The following is a 15981-nucleotide window of genomic DNA, read 5'->3' on the forward strand; positions in this document are numbered from 1 at the left end:
TCATTTATGTTAACTGGAAAACAAAAACGCTATCTCCGCTCTTTGGCTCATCATCTTGACGCTGTCTTTCAGGTCGGCAAAGGCGGTGTGAACGACCACCTGGTCCGTCACATTGAAGAAGCTATTGAAAAACGCGAGCTGATGAAGATCAGCGTGCTTAACAATAATGCGGATGACCCGAAGGAAATCGGTGCAGCTCTGGCTGAGCAGTCCGGCTCCGAGCTGGTGCAGGTTATCGGCAAAACCATTGTTCTTTACAAAGAGTCACGCGACAACAAAACGATTGAGCTTCCACGCTAGGAAAGCTGCGCCTTGCGGCTGCCTTGCAGTCACATGGAGTCATTTCGCAGGAAGATAAGAGGAGGTAGGCCTCTCTTGAAAATTGGAATAATGGGAGGAACCTTTGATCCTCTTCACATAGGACATATGATGGCGGCGGAAGCTGCGAGGGACACCTATTTGCTGGAAGAGGTCTGGTTTATGCCTTCGCATATCCCGCCCCACAAGCATGAAGCCGGAGCTTCGGGTACAGACCGGCTGGCAATGGTGCAGTGTGCGGTCGAGGACAATGAGTCTTTCCGCACGCTGGATTGGGAAGTCCTCAGAGGCGGCGTTTCCTATACATTTGAGACCGTGCGCGGCCTGCAGCAGGAATACCCGGACCATGAGTTTTATTTCATCATTGGTGCGGATATGGTGCAATATTTGCCGAAATGGCAGGGGATTGAAGAACTTGTGCAGCGTCTGACCTTTATCGGTGTGGGCCGTCCGGGCACTCCGCTGGATCTGGCAGTGCTGCCCGGCTATATCGCCGACAAGGTGCTGCTGGCGGACATGCCGCTGGTGGATATTTCGTCCACGATGCTCCGGGCGCGCTCCGCTGAAGGAAAATCAATCCGCTATATGGTACCGGACAAGGTTTTCGATTATGTGCAAAGGAGTGGATTGTATGGCCTACAGCCGGGAAGCGCTGATTGAAGCGGTCTCTTCGCAGATGCCTGATAAGCGCTGGCAGCATACCCTTGGCGTAATGGAGTCATCAGTGAAGCTGGCTGAGCGTTATGGTGCCGATCCTGCCCGTGCGGAGACAGCGGCGATTCTGCATGATGTGGCCAAATATTGGCCTGTGGAGAGAATGAAGGAAATTATTGAGCAGAATGGTCTGCCCTCCGAGCTGTTATCCTACGATAAGCAGCTGTGGCATGCGGAAGTGGGGGCATTTGTAGCGGAACGGGATTATGAAATTACCGATGCAGAAGTGCTGGGAGCCATACGCTATCATACTTCGGGCCGTGAAGGCATGAGCCTGCTGGAGAAGATTGTCTGTCTGGCCGATTATATCGAGCCCGGACGGGATTTTCCCGGTGTGGACGAAATACGCAGGCTTTCCAAAGTAAGTCTGGAGGAAGGGCTGATAGCCGGATTTGATTCGACGATCAGCCTGCTGCTGCAGAAGCGCCGGATTGTGTTTCCGTTAACGGTGCTGGCGCGTAATGATTTAGTAAGAATACTGGAGGATAAATAATGAGTGTACAATCAAGCAAGCTGCTGGAACTGACTTTAAAAGCTGTGGAAGATAAAAAAGCGATGAATGTTGTCGCGCTGGATCTGCGCAATGTTTCCCCAATCAGTGATTATTTCGTGATCTGTCACGGTAATTCCGATACCCAGGTGCAAGCGATTGCCACCGAAGTACGCAAGGTTGTTCATGAAGCAGGCGGTATGATCCGCGGAATCGAAGGCATGGACGCGGCGCGCTGGGTGCTGATGGATCTTGGCGATGTCGTTGTGCATGTGTTCCACCGCGATGAACGCGAATATTACAACATTGAGCGCCTGTGGTCTGACGCCAAGATTGTGGAGAACGTATGAGTCTGATTGCCGGAACTGTAGTTAAACTGGATGTACTCCGGGAAGTATCGCCTTACGGCTACTTCCTGGGTGCCGGTGATCAGGATGTTATGCTGCATTATACGGAGCTGGTTGGCAGCAAGCCCAAGCCGGGCGATAAAGTGGAAGTATTCATCTTCTTCGATACGGAAGACCGGCTCGCGGCAACAATGAAGAAGCCATTTCTGACACTTGGTGAAATGGCGTTGCTGGAAGTCGCGGATATTCATCCCCGTCTCGGCTGCTTTCTGGAAATGGGACTTGGACGCCAGCTCCTGCTGCCGATCCGCGAGCTTCCTGAACTGATCGAGCTGCGCCCGCAGGTTGGTGACAAAGTATTTGTCATGATGGAGCACGATAAGCAGGGGCGTCTCCGTGCCAAGCTGGCCGGTGAACAGGAGCTTGCTCCGCTGGCGCTTCCTGCGCCAACCTCATGGATGGGGCAAATGGTGACCGCAAGAGCATACAAGCCGCTGCAAATGGGCACCTTCGTGATTGTGGACGGCGGAGTGCTGGGCTTCGGCATTATCGGAATGGTTCATTCCTCGGAACGCAGCCGTCTGCTGCGTCTGGGCGAGCAGTTTGAAGCCCGGGTCTCACATATCCGCGAGGATGGCCGGGTCAACCTTTCCATGACCCACCGCAAGGAAGTGGGACGTGATGTGGATTCCGCTGCCTTGCTGGACTTTCTGAATTCCCGACCGGGCGGTGCCATGCCGTATTCGGATGCCACGCCTCCGGATATTATCAAGCAGCGCTTCGGCATCAGCAAGTCGGCCTTCAAACGGGCGATGGGCAAGCTGATGAAGGAAGGCCTCATTACCCAGAAGGAGAATTGGACCTACCTTGCAGGCAAGGAAGACACAGCTCCGGATAAGAATCAGGGCGAAGAAGGAACAACGGAGAATTAAGCGGTTATGACAGAATTTGATTACAGGCAATTATAGAAAGCGGTGTGCGCAGTGTCTTCCTATGGGAAATTTGCATATGTATACGACGAGCTTATGGCCGATATGCCATATCCGGATTGGCTGGAGTTTGCGGAAACCGCCTGGAAGCTGCACGGAAAGCCGCTCACCGTGGCCGAACTCGGCTGCGGAACCGGCAGCATTACCATTCCGCTTGCCGCATCAGGGTATCATATAACGGGCATTGATCTCTCTTCCGACATGCTGTCTGTGGCGCAAAAGAAGCTGGAGGAGCATCCGCAGGGCCGCAGGTTCTTGCGGGAGGGCAGTGTGCGCTGGGTAAGGCAGAATATGAAGGAATGGGAGCTGCCGGAACCGGTGGATTCCGTTATTTCATTCTGTGATTGCCTCAACTATGTGCTGGAAGAGCAGGACGTTCAGGCAGTTTTCGCCAGTACCTTTGCCGGTCTTAAGCCGGGAGGAACCTTCCTGTTTGACGTGCATCATCCCAATACATTGATCCGTTACGAGGAAGAGCAGCCCTTTTTCATGAATGAGCCCTCCATATCCTATATTTGGACCAGTGAGCTGGATGTGCCGCGGCGGGAAATAGAGCATCATCTGTCTATCTTTGTTCGTGAAGAGGAACGGGGTGATCTGTACCGCCGTTTTGAGGAGACTCATGTTCAGCGGGCTTATGATCCGGAGTGGATGACAGCGGAACTGCTGAAGGCCGGGTTCAGCGATGTGAAGACCTATGCCGACTTCGAATGGGTAGAGGCGGATGACAGTGCCCAGCGGCTGTTTTATGTAGCAGTGAAATAAACCATATGCTTATGTGGGTCCTTGCCCGGAGGGTGAGGGCCTTTTTGCGTGTAATCCGATTGTTCCGATAAGGAACCGGCCCTTACATAGGCAAGGACCGGCATCTTCCAAACTTTTACCGGTGCTCAAACAAATCGATCGCGCCTAAGACAATATGCGCCAGACCAAAGCCCAGCACGCCGGTTGCGGCCAGCTTGTATTTGCTTCCCAGAAAAGCTGCGCCGGAAGCGGAAACTACGGTACCAAGAACGGCAGGGATCAGACCTTCACGCATATGAAACACTCCTTCTCGGTGGTATGGGAGACATCAGTTAGTGTGGGTTAAGCCAGAGATAATTATACTGGCAGGAAATGTTTCACATATATAAATTGAATTTAAGATATCCCCATTTTGGCGAGGACGTAGCTACGGTGAATATTTGGACTTTCGGCCGCTGTTGTCCCCAGATTTCTTGATTTAACCCGCTATTTGCGGTGGAAATCCGGTGACTGGTTATGCTTCCGAAGCGAGCTTTCCTGCGGAAAGCTTTCAGGCGGTCGCTATCGCTCCTACAGTTCCAAATTTCCCCTCCGCTACTTTTGCCCTTTTGTGTAGTTATTAAGTTCATTCTATATAGACATGAAAAAAAGACCATCTTCTGGGTTAGCCGCCGGGGATGGTCCCTGTGTGATTACTCAGTTATTGTCATGGAAACACGGCTGCCAACTTCTTCAACCTCATGTACATTATAAAGTACGCGGGCCATCAGATCCTGGCTGTAATTGCCGAAATGCTTGCCGTAAATGGTCAGTCCGCGTTTGTTGACCGGCTTGTCGGTAACGGCAATGCGGAAGGTCAGCTCGCTTTTGTAGTCCAGCTTAATATCATCAAGGGTAATATCCGAAATGCGGCAGCCGTCGATAAAGCTTCCTTCATTGTTGATCCGGATCAGTTTGAGCATCCCGTATTGATTCAGGTGAGGTGGCCACCAGTCTGGATTAAAGGTACCGCGCTGATCCCCGAAGTCTCCGGGACTGGTCCAGTAACCGATTTCGATGCCGTTTACATAAAAGTAGAGGTCTGAAGGATAGTTATCGCTGAAGCCGGGAGCCTCTGAGCCAATTTCCATGGAGAATTGAATTTCACGGAAGGTCTGATTGGCCTTAAGATAGTTCGGAATGCGGTATTCCAGGAATCCTTCAGCCATCCAGATAATCTCCGAATCAATCCGCTGGGGATCTGCGAAATAGCGCGGCTCGTCGAAGTCACCGATAATGCTGTCCTTGGTGGCCAGCCCGCAGGTAGGAACAGCCTGATAGTTGCTGTAATGGCCAACCTGAATCTCAACTTCATAAAGGTTGTCGACATCCTTGCTGCGGAGATCAACCATCAGCTTATCTTTATTAAGGTAACATACTTTCTGAATGCCATGTTTGCCTACAGAAGTATTAATTTCGATCAGGCCGCTCTCTTCCAGCTTCTTGATATGCATCGTGATGGCGCCATTGCTGAGATTCAGCTTCTTGGCAATTTCATTCAGGTTGAGTGCCTGATTGGTGGCAAGCAGCTCAAGGATTTGGATTCGAATCTCGGAGCTCAGTGCCTTGAAAATATCAATGCCACTCATTAAATCTTTAATATAAATCATTGTACAATACCTTCCTCCGCGGACGTCATGAAAGACTATTTTATAAAATTATAAACTAATTGAGGTAAAAAGGAAAGACTTCTTCCTTTATTTGTGTAATACAATTAAATTTAAGTCATTTTTTAAGCTAATAAGTCCTTTGATTCATATAATTATAAAGTACTGTCGTGAAATAAGATGAAAAAGAGCTGATATTTTCTGAAAACAGCCTTAAATTCATTTTGTTTTGAATACATATAAAAAGGTTTATACTTTTATATTTACACGAAGGCTTATATATGTTATTTTATATCTGTAAGCGAATACATTCAAATGTTTTTTAATTAGTTAATAAAAATGTGAAATGGAAGTGATGAGATTGTCGGCAGACACATTAAGAGCGACGCTTATCGCCGATAAGTCCTTTGTTATCGCTGAAGTGGATAAACGGATTTACGGCTCCTTTATTGAACATTTGGGCCGTGCAGTATATGGCGGAATTTATGAGCCTGGTCATCCCAGCTCCAATTCTCTTGGCTTCAGAGGTGATGTGAAATCACTGGTCAAGGAACTGGGTGTGCCGATTATCCGTTATCCCGGAGGGAATTTTGTATCCGGCTACAATTGGGAAGATGGCGTAGGTCCGGTAGAACAGCGTCCGAAGCGGCTGGAGCTGGCCTGGAGAACTATTGAACCTAATGAGGTAGGGACGAATGAATTCATGAGCTGGGCCAAGGAAGTAGGCTCAGAGGTGATGATGGCTGTCAATTTGGGTACAAGAGGTATTGATGCCGCACGTAACTTGCTGGAGTACTGCAATCATCCCGGCGGAACTTACTGGAGTGATTTGCGCCGCAATCATGGTGTGGAGCAGCCGCATAAGATCAGAACCTGGTGCCTCGGCAATGAAATGGATGGACCCTGGCAGATCGGCCAGAAGACAGCTGCCGAATATGGCAGACTGGCTTATGAAACCGGCAAGGCGATGCGCCTGGTAGATCCGGACATTGAGCTGGTTTCCTGTGGAAGCTCAAGCTCAGCGATGCCGACTTTCCCTGAATGGGAAGCGGTAACTCTGGAACATACTTATGATGTCGCCGACTATGTTTCCCTTCATCAATATTATGGAAACCGGGACAACGATTCTGCCAATTTTCTGGCACGCAGCATGGACCTGGAGCATTTCATCCGCACCGTAACGGCCACCTGCGATTACATCAAAGCCAAGAAGCGCAGCAAGAAAACGATGTATCTCAGCTTTGACGAATGGAATGTCTGGTACCACTCCAATGAGTCGGATACGAAGATTGAGCCTTGGACAGTAGGTCCGCCTCAGCTTGAGGATCATTATAATTTTGAAGATGCCCTGCTGATCGGCAGTATGCTCATTACCTTCCTCAGACATGCGGACCGTGTGAAGATGGCTTGTCTGGCACAGCTTGTGAACGTAATTGCGCCCATTATGACAGAAGCGGGTGGAGCAGCCTGGAAGCAGACAATCTTCTATCCATACCTGCATACCTCCAAATACGGGCGCGGCGTTTCGCTTCAGCCGATTGTCAATTCGCCGAAATATGACGCTCAGGACTATACCGATGTTCCTTATCTCGACAGTGCCCTTGTGTATAATGAGGAAGCCGATGAGCTAACGATCTTCGCTATTAACCGGCATTTGGAAGAAGCACTGCATTTAAAATGCGATGTGCGCGGATTTGAGGGCTACCGGTTAATCGAGCATATTGAGCTCCATCACGAGGATCTGAAAGCGGTTAATACAGCCAAGGAAGAACATGTGAAACCAAGACAAGCAACCGAAACCGAATGCAAGGATGGTTTTGTAGAGACTCTGCTGTCCAAGGCTTCATGGAATGTGATTCGTTTAGGCAAGGTGAACTGATTTTGGGTTCCCTGGCAGGCAACATGCTGAGTTCATTGTTTGCAAAAACATTTTTGTAGATGATTTACTAATTTAATTATTAGGAGGAGAAAGTGTTGAAGAAAAAGTGGGGTTTTTCGGCATTAGCACTTGTTCTATCATTATCGACGGTATTGGCAGGCTGCGGGAAAGATGATTCAAAGACAATAACCTTCTGGACGCCGCTGACCGGTGATGACGGTGCCTATATGGACCAGCTTGTTAAAGATTACAATGCTACCAATCCAGAGATAAAGGTGAAGCATGTAATTACCGCGGATATGTATACCAAAATTTCGACGGTTCTGAACTCCGGCAAAGGCGTGCCTGATTTGGCCATTATCCACGCTGACCGTGTACCGGGTTATGTGAAGCAAGGAACACTGGAGCCAATGACTGCAGTAACCACAGCTCAGCCTGAAATTAAACAAGACAATTACCTGCCGCAAGCGTGGTCAACAGGTACAATAGATGGAACTCAATATACAGTGCCGCTCGATATTCACAGTAATGTTATGTACTACAATAAAGATTTGCTTAAGAAATATGGTGCGGAATCCTTCCTCGACGACAATGTGGTGACGATAGATGAAATGCTGTCGCTGAAAGGGAAATTGGCTGAAGGCGACTATGCGGTCAACGATGCCCTGCTGGGCTGGGTTATCCTCGGGCAAGTTCAGAACCTTGGCGGAGATATCCAGGAGAATGGAAAACCTGCTGTAAACACACCGGTAATGAAACAAGCTTTTGAAAATGTTAAAAAGATCAACGATGCCGGTCTGATGACACCGTTTGGTGAAGACGGATACCTGATGTTCCAATCGGGCAATGTATTGTTCTCCACAGACGGCACATGGAGCTCCACAGCGCATGCCGGAGTTGAAGGCCTCAATTTCGGAGTAACCAACGTATATTCCAACACGGCTGACAAGTTCACGAACAGATCCTCTTCGCACTTGTTCTCCATGTTCAAGAATAAAGACAGATCTGAAGAAAAGGTAGCCGGAATCGGCAATTTCCTGGAGTTCATCCGTCAGAATTCCATTGAATGGGCCAAAGCCGGACAGACCGTAGCAAGTAAAAAAGTTATTGAGAGCCCTGAGTATAAGGATTACATCCAGTCCTTCTTTACTTCGAATGAGAAAGAGATTGAATCCCTCTACATCTACACTTATGAATACTACCCATATATTGCAGAAGCAGTGGATACGTATTGCGGAGATATCGTCCGCGGCAACGTAGATATTGATGAAACACTTCAGACAATGCAGAAATTTGTAGAAGATAAAATCGCTGAAGGCACAAGCGGAACAGCGAAGTAACAAAAGGAAGCGGAAATGATTGCATGAAGCAATGTGCCGGAATACGGCACATTGCTTTATGCCAAAGGAGAAAAGAATGCCTATGAAAAAGAAACTTAATTTGGCGCCTGTTTTCTTTGTAGGTCCACATGTCATCTTATTTGCTGTATTTATTTTACTGCCCACGATCTACGGGATTTACGCTTCCTTTACCAAATGGAATCTGATGAATGATCCGGTCTGGGTAGGTTTAGACAACTACAAGACCATTTTGTTTGACAACAGTTCCACCTTTCATACCCAATTCAACAACGGGCTTAAGAACACATTGATTTTTGTGCTGCTCAGTGTTCCACTGTTGATTGTGATTCCGCTGCTTGTTGCCGTTGCACTGGAACATAAGAAAGTCAAAGGGAAAAGCCTGATCCAGTCCATCATCTACATTCCGGGCCTTATTTCCATATCTGCAGGCGCGCTGATTTGGCTGCTGCTCTTTAACAAGCAGCTTGGAATGGCGGGGAATGTGTTCGGCTCAGACGTATCCTGGCCGGCCAATCAGCCATATGCGTGGATTATCATTATTATCATTACAGTCTGGGGCGGCGTCGGGGGCAATATGATTATTTACCGTGCCTCCATAAGCGGTGTGGCACAGGATCTGTATGAATCGGCGGAAATAGACGGGGCAGGACCCGTCCGCAGATTCACGAGTATTACTTTGCCTTCCATTCGTTTTCCGCTCATCTATACCTTTGTCATGACTACTGCCGGAGCCTTTAACGTATTCGGACAGCCGCTCATGATGACCGACGGCGGACCACGGCAGAGCACGCATGTACTCATGATGTATATTCGTCAACTGGCGTTCGGCAACGGGGAATCCATTGCGGGAATGGCATCGGCGATGGCGGTGTTGCTGGGACTTATAATCCTGGTCATCTCGGCTCTGCAATATTATGTGATGAACCGGAATGCAGCTTAACACTCGATAAGACAATGGACCAGCAATGGAAATTGAAAAGGCAGGTGTACCCGTATGTCAAACCAAGCGGCACAACAAATGGATAATAGTCCGCTTCTTAATGGACAAAACGCAGGGAAAAGAAAAGGCTCCGGCATTAGTATCTCTAAATATCTTTCCTATCTCTTCTTAATTATTCTCTGCATTATTTGGATCGTTCCTGTCATCTTCGGAATCACAACCTCCTTCCGGTCACAAACCGAGGTGGTCAGCTCCGGGTTCAGAATGTTCCCGAAAGAGTGGATTTTTGACAACTATATTGCGATTTTGGAAAACACCTCTACCGCACCAATCTTGCGCTGGCTGATGAACTCACTGCTTATTGCCACAATGCATACTCTTTTGGTGGTTGTGGTAATCTCCATTACCGGTTACGGCTATTCGCGGATGAAATTTAAAGGCAGAGACACGCTCTTTTTCACCCTGCTCGGTATTTCGTTCTTCCCGGGCGTCGTGAATCTGATTCCTTCCTACAAAATTATTGATGCTCTGGGCTGGGTTAATACCTCCTGGGCAATGGTAATCCCCGGACTTGCGGGTATGGGGAATATCTTTTTGGTCAGACAGTTTATGAACGGCATTCCGAAGGAACTCGACGAATCGGCCCATGTCGATGGTGCGAGCCATTACAGAATTTACATGTCGATTATCGTGCCGCTGATCAAGCCGGTATTGATTGTGTGTGCCCTGTTCTCGTTCACCGGATCCTGGAATGACTTCCTGTGGCCGGTAATCGTATTCACGGATGTTGACAAAATGCCGGTTACTGCCGGGTTATTGTTGCTGCAAGATATTTATGGAAATTACCGGATGATCGGACAGCTCATGGGTTCGGCGATTCTCGCTATTATTCCTACGCTGCTGCTGTTTGTGTTCGCGCAGAAATACTTTGTACAATCGATTAATTTGAATTCAGGGATAAAGGGCTAAATAAAAAAACATTAGCCAAGGAGAGAGAAACTATGACTGCAAAGCTTGTGATTCACGCTGACCTGCCCAAAAGCAAAATCAACAAAAATATATATGGGCATTTCGCAGAACATTTGGGCAGATGCATTTACGAAGGTCTGTGGGTAGGCGAGGATTCGCCGATTCCCAATACGGACGGCATCCGCAATGACGTCATTGAAGCGCTGAAGAAACTAAACATTCCGGTGCTGCGCTGGCCGGGTGGCTGTTTTGCCGATGAATATCACTGGAAAGACGGAATTGGACCGAGGGAAGGCCGCAAGCGGATGGTCAATACGCACTGGGGCGGTGTAGTGGAGAATAATCATTTCGGCACCCATGAATTTTTCCGCCTGTGTGAGCTGCTGGAATGCGAACCGTACATTTGCGGCAACGTAGGCAGCGGTACGGTTCAGGAAATGTCGGAATGGGTCGAGTATATGACCTTTGACGGCGAATCGCCAATGGCGGACTGGCGCAGGGAGAACGGAAGAGAACAGCCCTGGAAGCTTAAATACTTCGGTGTCGGCAATGAGAATTGGGGCTGCGGCGGCAATATGCGTCCCGAATACTATGCGGATCTGTACCGGCGGTATCAGACCTATTCCAGAAATTACGGGGATAACCGGCTGTACAAAATTGCCGGTGGAGCGAATGTGGACGACTACAACTGGACGGAAGTATTAATGCGGGAAGCCAGCCGTTTCATGGATGGCCTCAGCCTGCATTCCTATACCATTCCCGGCAGTTGGGAAGAGAAACGCCAGGCGCTCGGGTTCGACGAAGCTGAATGGTTCGAAACGATGCAGAAGTCACTTCATATGGATGAGCTCATTACCCGACATTCGGCCATTATGGATCAGTATGACCCGGAGAAGCGGGTAGGATTAATTATAGATGAGTGGGGGACCTGGTTCCTGAGCGAGCCCGGAACGAACCCAGGGTTCCTGTACCAGCAGAACACTTTGAGAGATGCGCTGGTAGCAGGCATCCATCTCAATATTTTTCAGAATCACAGCAGCCGGGTGCAGATGGCCAATATTGCGCAGATGGTAAATGTCCTGCAGGCGCTGGTCCTGACCGAAGGGGATAAATTACTGCTAACCCCTACGTATCATGTGTTTGAGATGTATAAGGTGCATCAGGATAATGAATTGCTCGAGGTTGCCTTTGAGAGTCCGCAATACACCTGTGGCGGGGTTGCCATTTCACAGCTTAGCGTATCTGCCTCACGTGACGGGGATGGCAAGATCTATGTGTCGATCTGCAACTTGAGCCATGAGGACGGTGCAACTCTCAGCTTTGGTATCGGTGGCGCAGCGCCAACCCGGGTAACCGGGCAAATTCTGACGCATACGGAGCTTGGTGCACATAACACGTTCCAGACGCCAGACAAGGTAGCGCCGTCTGTCTACGAAGCTGCAGCTTTGGAGGATGGACTGCTGAACTGTGTCCTTCCGCCTGCATCTGTAGTTGTGCTTACTTTGGAGTAGAGAAGCAGCGAATTCATTCTTTATATTTACTGATCAGATCAAAGGAGAAACCATTATGAACACAAATAGAGAATACAGCAATCCGCTTGTGGAACAGCGCGCTGATCCATGGGTGTATAAACATGCTGATGGCTATTATTACTTCACCGCCTCCGTGCCGGAATATGACCGGATCGAGGTGCGCCGGTCAGAGACCATTGAAGGACTTACTGAAGCCGTACCGGTTGTAGCCTGGCGGAAATATGAAACGGGACCGCTAAGTGCGAATATATGGGCACCTGAAATTCATTATATTGACGGGAAATGGTACATTTATTTCGCCGCTGCCCGCACAACCGAGACGAACGAGGGCTTGTTCGATCACCGTATGTTTGCCCTGGAGAACGAATCGGCCAATCCGCTCGAAGGTACATGGGTAGAGAAAGGCCAGGTGAAAACAGCCTGGGAGTCCTTTGCCCTGGACGCGACTACGTTCCAGCACAAGGGAGTGCTGTATTATGTATGGGCGCAGAAGGACCCTGAAATTCCAGGGAACTCTAACCTGTACATTTCCGAAATGAGCAACCCCTGGACCTTGACCGGCCCCCAGACCATGATTGCGACACCTGAGTATTCCTGGGAGAAGATTGGCTTCAGCGTAAATGAAGGCGCAGCGGTACTGAGACGCAACGGCCGTATATTCATGAGCTTCTCGGCCAGTGCTACCGATTACAATTACTGTATGGGCCTGCTGTATGCCGATGAAGACAGCGATCTGCTGGATGCTGCATCTTGGACTAAACATCCCGAGCCTGTATTCAAGACCAGTGAAGAGAACGGACAATACGGTCCGGGACACAACAGCTTCACTGTGAATGAACAAGGTGAAGATGTGTTGATCTACCATGCCCGCAATTATAAAGAAATTACCGGCGATCCGCTTTATGACCCGAACCGTCATACCCGTGCACAGGTGCTGTATTGGAACGAAGACGGCACACCTAACTTCGGCCTGCCCGTGAAGGACAGCAGTAAGTAAGGTTCTGAACTGAGCAACTGCAAACCAATAAAGAGTCCAGGAATCCCGTATAACCATGGGGGCCTGGACTCTTTGCTGTTGGTGTATTTACTCATAAAAAAGCAGCCGTTTGGCGTAGGCGTTCCGGAAATCCGTGGGCGTTAAACCTACGATCTTCTTGAAGGACTTCATGAAGTTATGGCAGTCCTTGTAGCCAAGCTGCTGTGAGACCTCGCTTACATTCTGGTTGGTATCCGTCAGGAGGAATTTGGCCAGCTCCATCTTTTGCTGCAAAATATACTGCTTCAGGGAGATTCCCGAAATCCGGGTGAAGAGATGGGATAAATACTTTTCGTTATAACCAAAGTAGGTGGCGATCTGCGATACCTTGATATGCTCGCTTCTGCTCCACTTGATATAGTCCACGATGTCATTGTACAGCTGTTCCTGCTTATTTTTTTTGGCGGGATTATGTTCACTATGAAAGACCTGGTTGTACAGCTCGCACAAAATGACCGTGGACATATAGTTATTCAGTGTCTTTTGGTTGTAGCCCCTGACCGAATCCTGAAGCTGCTTCATCATGACAATAATTTTCTCGAGACTTTTCAAGGTTCCGTACTGGGGAAGCAGCAGTTTGTTGTCCTCCCTGTTTCGGGGATGGGTGGAGATGTCGGTAATGCTGATCCCGTCCTGGGACTTGAAGTGAAGCCAGTAGAAGCTGCATTCCGAAGCCTTATAACCGTACTGTTTGGTAGAGGGGGGCAGAAGCAGATACTCTCCCTTGGAGACAACAAAATGCTGCTGGTCTCCCGCCAGGTACAATACCCCCTCGGTCATGACAATAAGCTCGTAATCCTGCAAAATTCTGCTTAAGTGAATCCAATCGGAGGAGGGGGCGATAAATTTGCCTGTGATCTCCAAATCGACCGGCGTATCTACGATCAGCTCGAAAGCAATCATCCGCTTGTCCCCTTTAATCTGACTTTTGTACACTCTTGCGTACTCTTATTATTATGGAAAGCTGGCCCGAAGTAAAGCGCTTACCGCTTAAAAATGTTTAGGTAATTGATAACCTTTTCACACATATTCGAACCTTAAACTATTTATCCAAATTTAAAACAAGCGTAAGCTAGAGATAACAAAACGACGTTCCAAAGGAAGGAGAAGGATGAAAAGGCTCATAAATCCGCTTAGATTCCCGGAGATTATGATCTCTATTTTTTAAATTGTATTTGAAAGCGGATACATTAGGATGATGTGTGTAATTGGATTTCAGTTTCATTTGGTTAATTTTAGATATTCATGAAGTATATCATCTTTTTCCTGCTACGATCGAACAGAAAAAGGGAGGATACAAAATGAAAAAATTTCTAGTGGGTCTGCTCGTGCTGGTGTTCAGCGTAGCAACGGTGTCCGGGTGCTCAGGCGGCAACAATACAAATACAAATACAGAGGCTGCCGGCACAGGCAACACAGGCAAGAAGGTTAAGCTTACCGCCATCATGACCAAACATCCGTTAACTCAGGAATTCTCCAAAATGAAATGGCTGCAGGAAGCCCAAGAACGGGCCGGGGTTGAAATTGAGTGGCAGGAGGTCACGGCGGACTGGGATCAGAAAAAAGGCACGCTGCTGGCCAGCGGAGATATTCCCGACCTGATCGTGGGCGTCAACTCCATCACCGATGCCGATTTCTCGCAGTTCCCGGGGTTGTTCGAGGACATGACCGGGCTGATCAAAGAGTACGGCCCTAACGTGCAGGCCATGTTCGACGACAAGCCGGAGACCAAGTTAATTGCCACACAGCTCGATGGTAAAATCTACGGCCTGCCTAAATATCAAAGATTCTGGCCGGAAACGACCACACGCCAGTTCATCAACCAAAAGTGGCTGGATAACCTGGGCCTGCAAATGCCGACCAACTGGGATGAATTATACGATGTGTTGAAAGCGTTCAAGGATGAAGACGCCAACGGAAACGGCGATCCGGGCGACGAAATTCCTATGGACTTTGCGCCTACAGGAACTGTGGCGTTTGGTGCCTTCATGCCTACGGTGCTGCTGGGCAGTGAAGGCATTACACTGACAGACAACAGCGGACTCGGCTATTTTGTGGAGGACGGACAGGTGAAGAACTTCTTCACGGATGAACGCTACAAAACGCTGGTAACTTTCCTGAATAAATGCTTTAGCGCAGGACTTATCAATCCTGAGGTGTTCACCCAGGACTACACCAAATTCCAATCCGTCGCCCGGGGCAACGGGGACACGGCGGCTGTCGGCTTCACCTGGGGCTGGGAAGTGACCGACAGAGTCGGCAATGCGCTGGCTCCGCAGTATACTTCGATGTCACCTCTGAAAGTGTCAGCCGATTCAACCAGCAAGATCTCCTGGAGTTATGACTATAATTCGCTGAACTATGGGGTCAACACCGTGCAAATGTCCGCCAAATCCAAACACAAGGAAGCGGCCATGAAGTTCATTAATGAGCTGTATGATCCTACAGTAAGTATGCAGGTACTGTTCGGCTCGCTTGGCACTAACATTGGCGACAACGGGGACGGAACCTACACTATTTTGCCTCCTACTGACACAGCGATGGACCCGGGCACCTGGAAATGGACCTCATCCTGGGCGGATAACGGGTCGATGTATATTGCGGATTCCCTGAAGCTGACGCTGGGGACGGATATGCAGTCCGTCGGTAAACAGACCGAACCGCTTAAGGCGGCCCTGGACGCCATCAACAAGGATACGGATGTGCTGCCAAGTATGTTTATCAAATACAGTGCAGCGGACAACAACGCGATGAGTCTTAACAATACGAGCATGATGTCTCTGGCCCTCTCGAAGTGGTCGCAATGGATCACCAAGGGCGGAATTGATTCGGAATGGGATACTTATGTGAAAAACATTGAGAAGACCGGCGTCTCCAAAAATATCGAGATCATACAGAAATATTACAACGATTACAAGAGCAATCAATAAGCAGCAAGCGCAGAGCCTAAGAGAAACTGAGTCCGGAAGAAGTTATGCCGGGGGACTTAAGGCATCCGTTCTTCCGGCTCCTTAAT

The 15981-nt window shown here is 48.8% G+C and carries 16 protein-coding genes; 13 read left to right on the forward strand and 3 right to left on the reverse strand.

Going from position 1 to position 15981, the window contains the following annotated elements; translation table 11 throughout:
* Positions 1-6: 6 nt before the first annotated feature.
* From yhbY to ACQ76X_RS22035, 6 genes are all read left to right on the forward strand, one after another.
* Positions 7-300 carry a ribosome assembly RNA-binding protein YhbY gene (gene yhbY / locus ACQ76X_RS22010; protein ID WP_038587894.1) on the forward strand — a complete coding sequence of 98 codons (294 nt, stop codon included), beginning with the start codon at positions 7-9 and terminating at the stop codon, positions 298-300.
* Between the two features lie 75 nt (positions 301-375).
* A complete protein-coding gene (locus ACQ76X_RS22015; protein ID WP_438495927.1) occupies positions 376-978 on the forward strand; it encodes a nicotinate-nucleotide adenylyltransferase in 603 nt (200 codons plus the stop codon).
* On the forward strand, positions 950-1525 hold the full coding sequence (yqeK, locus tag ACQ76X_RS22020) for a bis(5'-nucleosyl)-tetraphosphatase (symmetrical) YqeK (protein ID WP_076110520.1): 576 nt from the start codon (positions 950-952) through the stop codon (positions 1523-1525). The genes ACQ76X_RS22015 and yqeK overlap by 29 nt, the downstream gene beginning before the upstream one ends.
* Positions 1525-1872 (forward strand): ribosome silencing factor, encoded by a 348-nt coding sequence (gene rsfS, locus ACQ76X_RS22025; RefSeq protein ID WP_038587902.1) that lies wholly within the window; start codon positions 1525-1527, stop codon positions 1870-1872. The genes yqeK and rsfS overlap by 1 nt, the downstream gene beginning before the upstream one ends.
* The gene (locus ACQ76X_RS22030) at positions 1869-2801 is read left to right on the forward strand and encodes a CvfB family protein (RefSeq protein ID WP_438495928.1); all 933 of its coding nucleotides are present in this window, start codon (positions 1869-1871) and stop codon (positions 2799-2801) included. Before rsfS ends, ACQ76X_RS22030 begins: the two co-directional genes overlap by 4 nt.
* 51 nt (positions 2802-2852) lie before the next feature.
* Positions 2853-3623 (forward strand): class I SAM-dependent DNA methyltransferase, encoded by a 771-nt coding sequence (locus tag ACQ76X_RS22035; RefSeq protein WP_438495929.1) that lies wholly within the window; start codon positions 2853-2855, stop codon positions 3621-3623.
* A gap of 115 nt (positions 3624-3738) precedes the next feature.
* On the opposite strand, the gene ACQ76X_RS22040 is transcribed toward ACQ76X_RS22035, so the two are convergent.
* Both ACQ76X_RS22040 and ACQ76X_RS22045 read right to left on the reverse strand, forming a co-directional pair.
* Positions 3739-3897, reverse strand: a complete 159-nt coding sequence (locus ACQ76X_RS22040) for a hypothetical protein (RefSeq protein ID WP_038587909.1) — start codon at positions 3895-3897, stop codon at positions 3739-3741.
* Between the two features lie 397 nt (positions 3898-4294).
* Positions 4295-5251, reverse strand: coding sequence for an ArsR/SmtB family transcription factor (locus ACQ76X_RS22045; RefSeq protein ID WP_438495930.1), 957 nt, complete (start codon positions 5249-5251; stop codon positions 4295-4297).
* A gap of 358 nt (positions 5252-5609) precedes the next feature.
* Here ACQ76X_RS22045 and arfA point away from each other — a divergent pair, with 358 nt between their 5' ends.
* The 6 genes from arfA (at position 5610) to ACQ76X_RS22075 (ending at position 12926) form a co-directional block, all read left to right on the forward strand.
* Entirely contained in the window at positions 5610-7127 is a 1518-nt protein-coding gene (gene arfA / locus ACQ76X_RS22050) for an arabinosylfuranosidase ArfA (protein ID WP_438495931.1), read from the forward strand.
* A gap of 92 nt (positions 7128-7219) precedes the next feature.
* Complete coding sequence (locus ACQ76X_RS22055; RefSeq protein WP_438495932.1) at positions 7220-8467, forward strand: extracellular solute-binding protein; 1248 nt, start codon at positions 7220-7222, stop codon at positions 8465-8467.
* Positions 8468-8549: 82 nt separating this feature from the next.
* The gene (locus ACQ76X_RS22060) at positions 8550-9428 is read left to right on the forward strand and encodes a carbohydrate ABC transporter permease (protein WP_038587920.1); all 879 of its coding nucleotides are present in this window, start codon (positions 8550-8552) and stop codon (positions 9426-9428) included.
* A 78-nt stretch (positions 9429-9506) separates the two neighbouring features.
* Complete coding sequence (locus tag ACQ76X_RS22065; RefSeq protein WP_144024305.1) at positions 9507-10397, forward strand: carbohydrate ABC transporter permease; 891 nt, start codon at positions 9507-9509, stop codon at positions 10395-10397.
* 32 nt (positions 10398-10429) lie between these two features.
* Positions 10430-11908 carry an alpha-N-arabinofuranosidase gene (locus tag ACQ76X_RS22070; RefSeq protein ID WP_438495933.1) on the forward strand — a complete coding sequence of 493 codons (1479 nt, stop codon included), beginning with the start codon at positions 10430-10432 and terminating at the stop codon, positions 11906-11908.
* A gap of 55 nt (positions 11909-11963) precedes the next feature.
* On the forward strand, positions 11964-12926 hold the full coding sequence (locus ACQ76X_RS22075) for a glycoside hydrolase family 43 protein (protein ID WP_342438962.1): 963 nt from the start codon (positions 11964-11966) through the stop codon (positions 12924-12926).
* 87 nt (positions 12927-13013) lie between these two features.
* Here ACQ76X_RS22075 and ACQ76X_RS22080 read toward each other — a convergent pair whose 3' ends face one another.
* Complete coding sequence (locus ACQ76X_RS22080) at positions 13014-13901, reverse strand: AraC family transcriptional regulator (protein WP_438495934.1); 888 nt, start codon at positions 13899-13901, stop codon at positions 13014-13016.
* Between the two features lie 365 nt (positions 13902-14266).
* On the opposite strand from ACQ76X_RS22080, the gene ACQ76X_RS22085 reads away from it, so the two are divergent.
* Positions 14267-15895: an extracellular solute-binding protein gene (locus ACQ76X_RS22085; RefSeq protein ID WP_438495935.1), complete on the forward strand. Its 1629-nt coding sequence runs from the start codon at positions 14267-14269 to the stop codon at positions 15893-15895.
* Positions 15896-15981 lie beyond the last annotated feature (86 nt).

It is taken from the genome of Paenibacillus sp. IHBB 3054 (genome assembly GCF_051594305.1).
GTDB lineage: Bacteria > Bacillota > Bacilli > Paenibacillales > Paenibacillaceae > Paenibacillus_AQ.

Excerpts from the sequence above, each read along its gene's own strand:
- ACQ76X_RS22030 (WP_438495928.1), top strand. The coding sequence starts at position 1,869 with ATGAGTCTGATTGCCGGAACTGTAGTTAAACTGGATGTACTCCGGGAA.
- rsfS (WP_038587902.1), top strand. The coding sequence starts at position 1,525 with ATGAGTGTACAATCAAGCAAGCTGCTGGAACTGACTTTAAAAGCTGTG.
- ACQ76X_RS22040 (WP_038587909.1), bottom strand. The coding sequence starts at position 3,897 with ATGCGTGAAGGTCTGATCCCTGCCGTTCTTGGTACCGTAGTTTCCGCT.
- ACQ76X_RS22085 (WP_438495935.1), top strand. The coding sequence starts at position 14,267 with ATGAAAAAATTTCTAGTGGGTCTGCTCGTGCTGGTGTTCAGCGTAGCA.
- yhbY (WP_038587894.1), top strand. The coding sequence starts at position 7 with ATGTTAACTGGAAAACAAAAACGCTATCTCCGCTCTTTGGCTCATCAT.
- ACQ76X_RS22070 (WP_438495933.1), top strand. The coding sequence starts at position 10,430 with ATGACTGCAAAGCTTGTGATTCACGCTGACCTGCCCAAAAGCAAAATC.
- ACQ76X_RS22065 (WP_144024305.1), top strand. The coding sequence starts at position 9,507 with ATGGATAATAGTCCGCTTCTTAATGGACAAAACGCAGGGAAAAGAAAA.
- yqeK (WP_076110520.1), top strand. The coding sequence starts at position 950 with ATGGCCTACAGCCGGGAAGCGCTGATTGAAGCGGTCTCTTCGCAGATG.
- ACQ76X_RS22075 (WP_342438962.1), top strand. The coding sequence starts at position 11,964 with ATGAACACAAATAGAGAATACAGCAATCCGCTTGTGGAACAGCGCGCT.
- ACQ76X_RS22045 (WP_438495930.1), bottom strand. The coding sequence starts at position 5,251 with ATGATTTATATTAAAGATTTAATGAGTGGCATTGATATTTTCAAGGCA.
- ACQ76X_RS22060 (WP_038587920.1), top strand. The coding sequence starts at position 8,550 with ATGAAAAAGAAACTTAATTTGGCGCCTGTTTTCTTTGTAGGTCCACAT.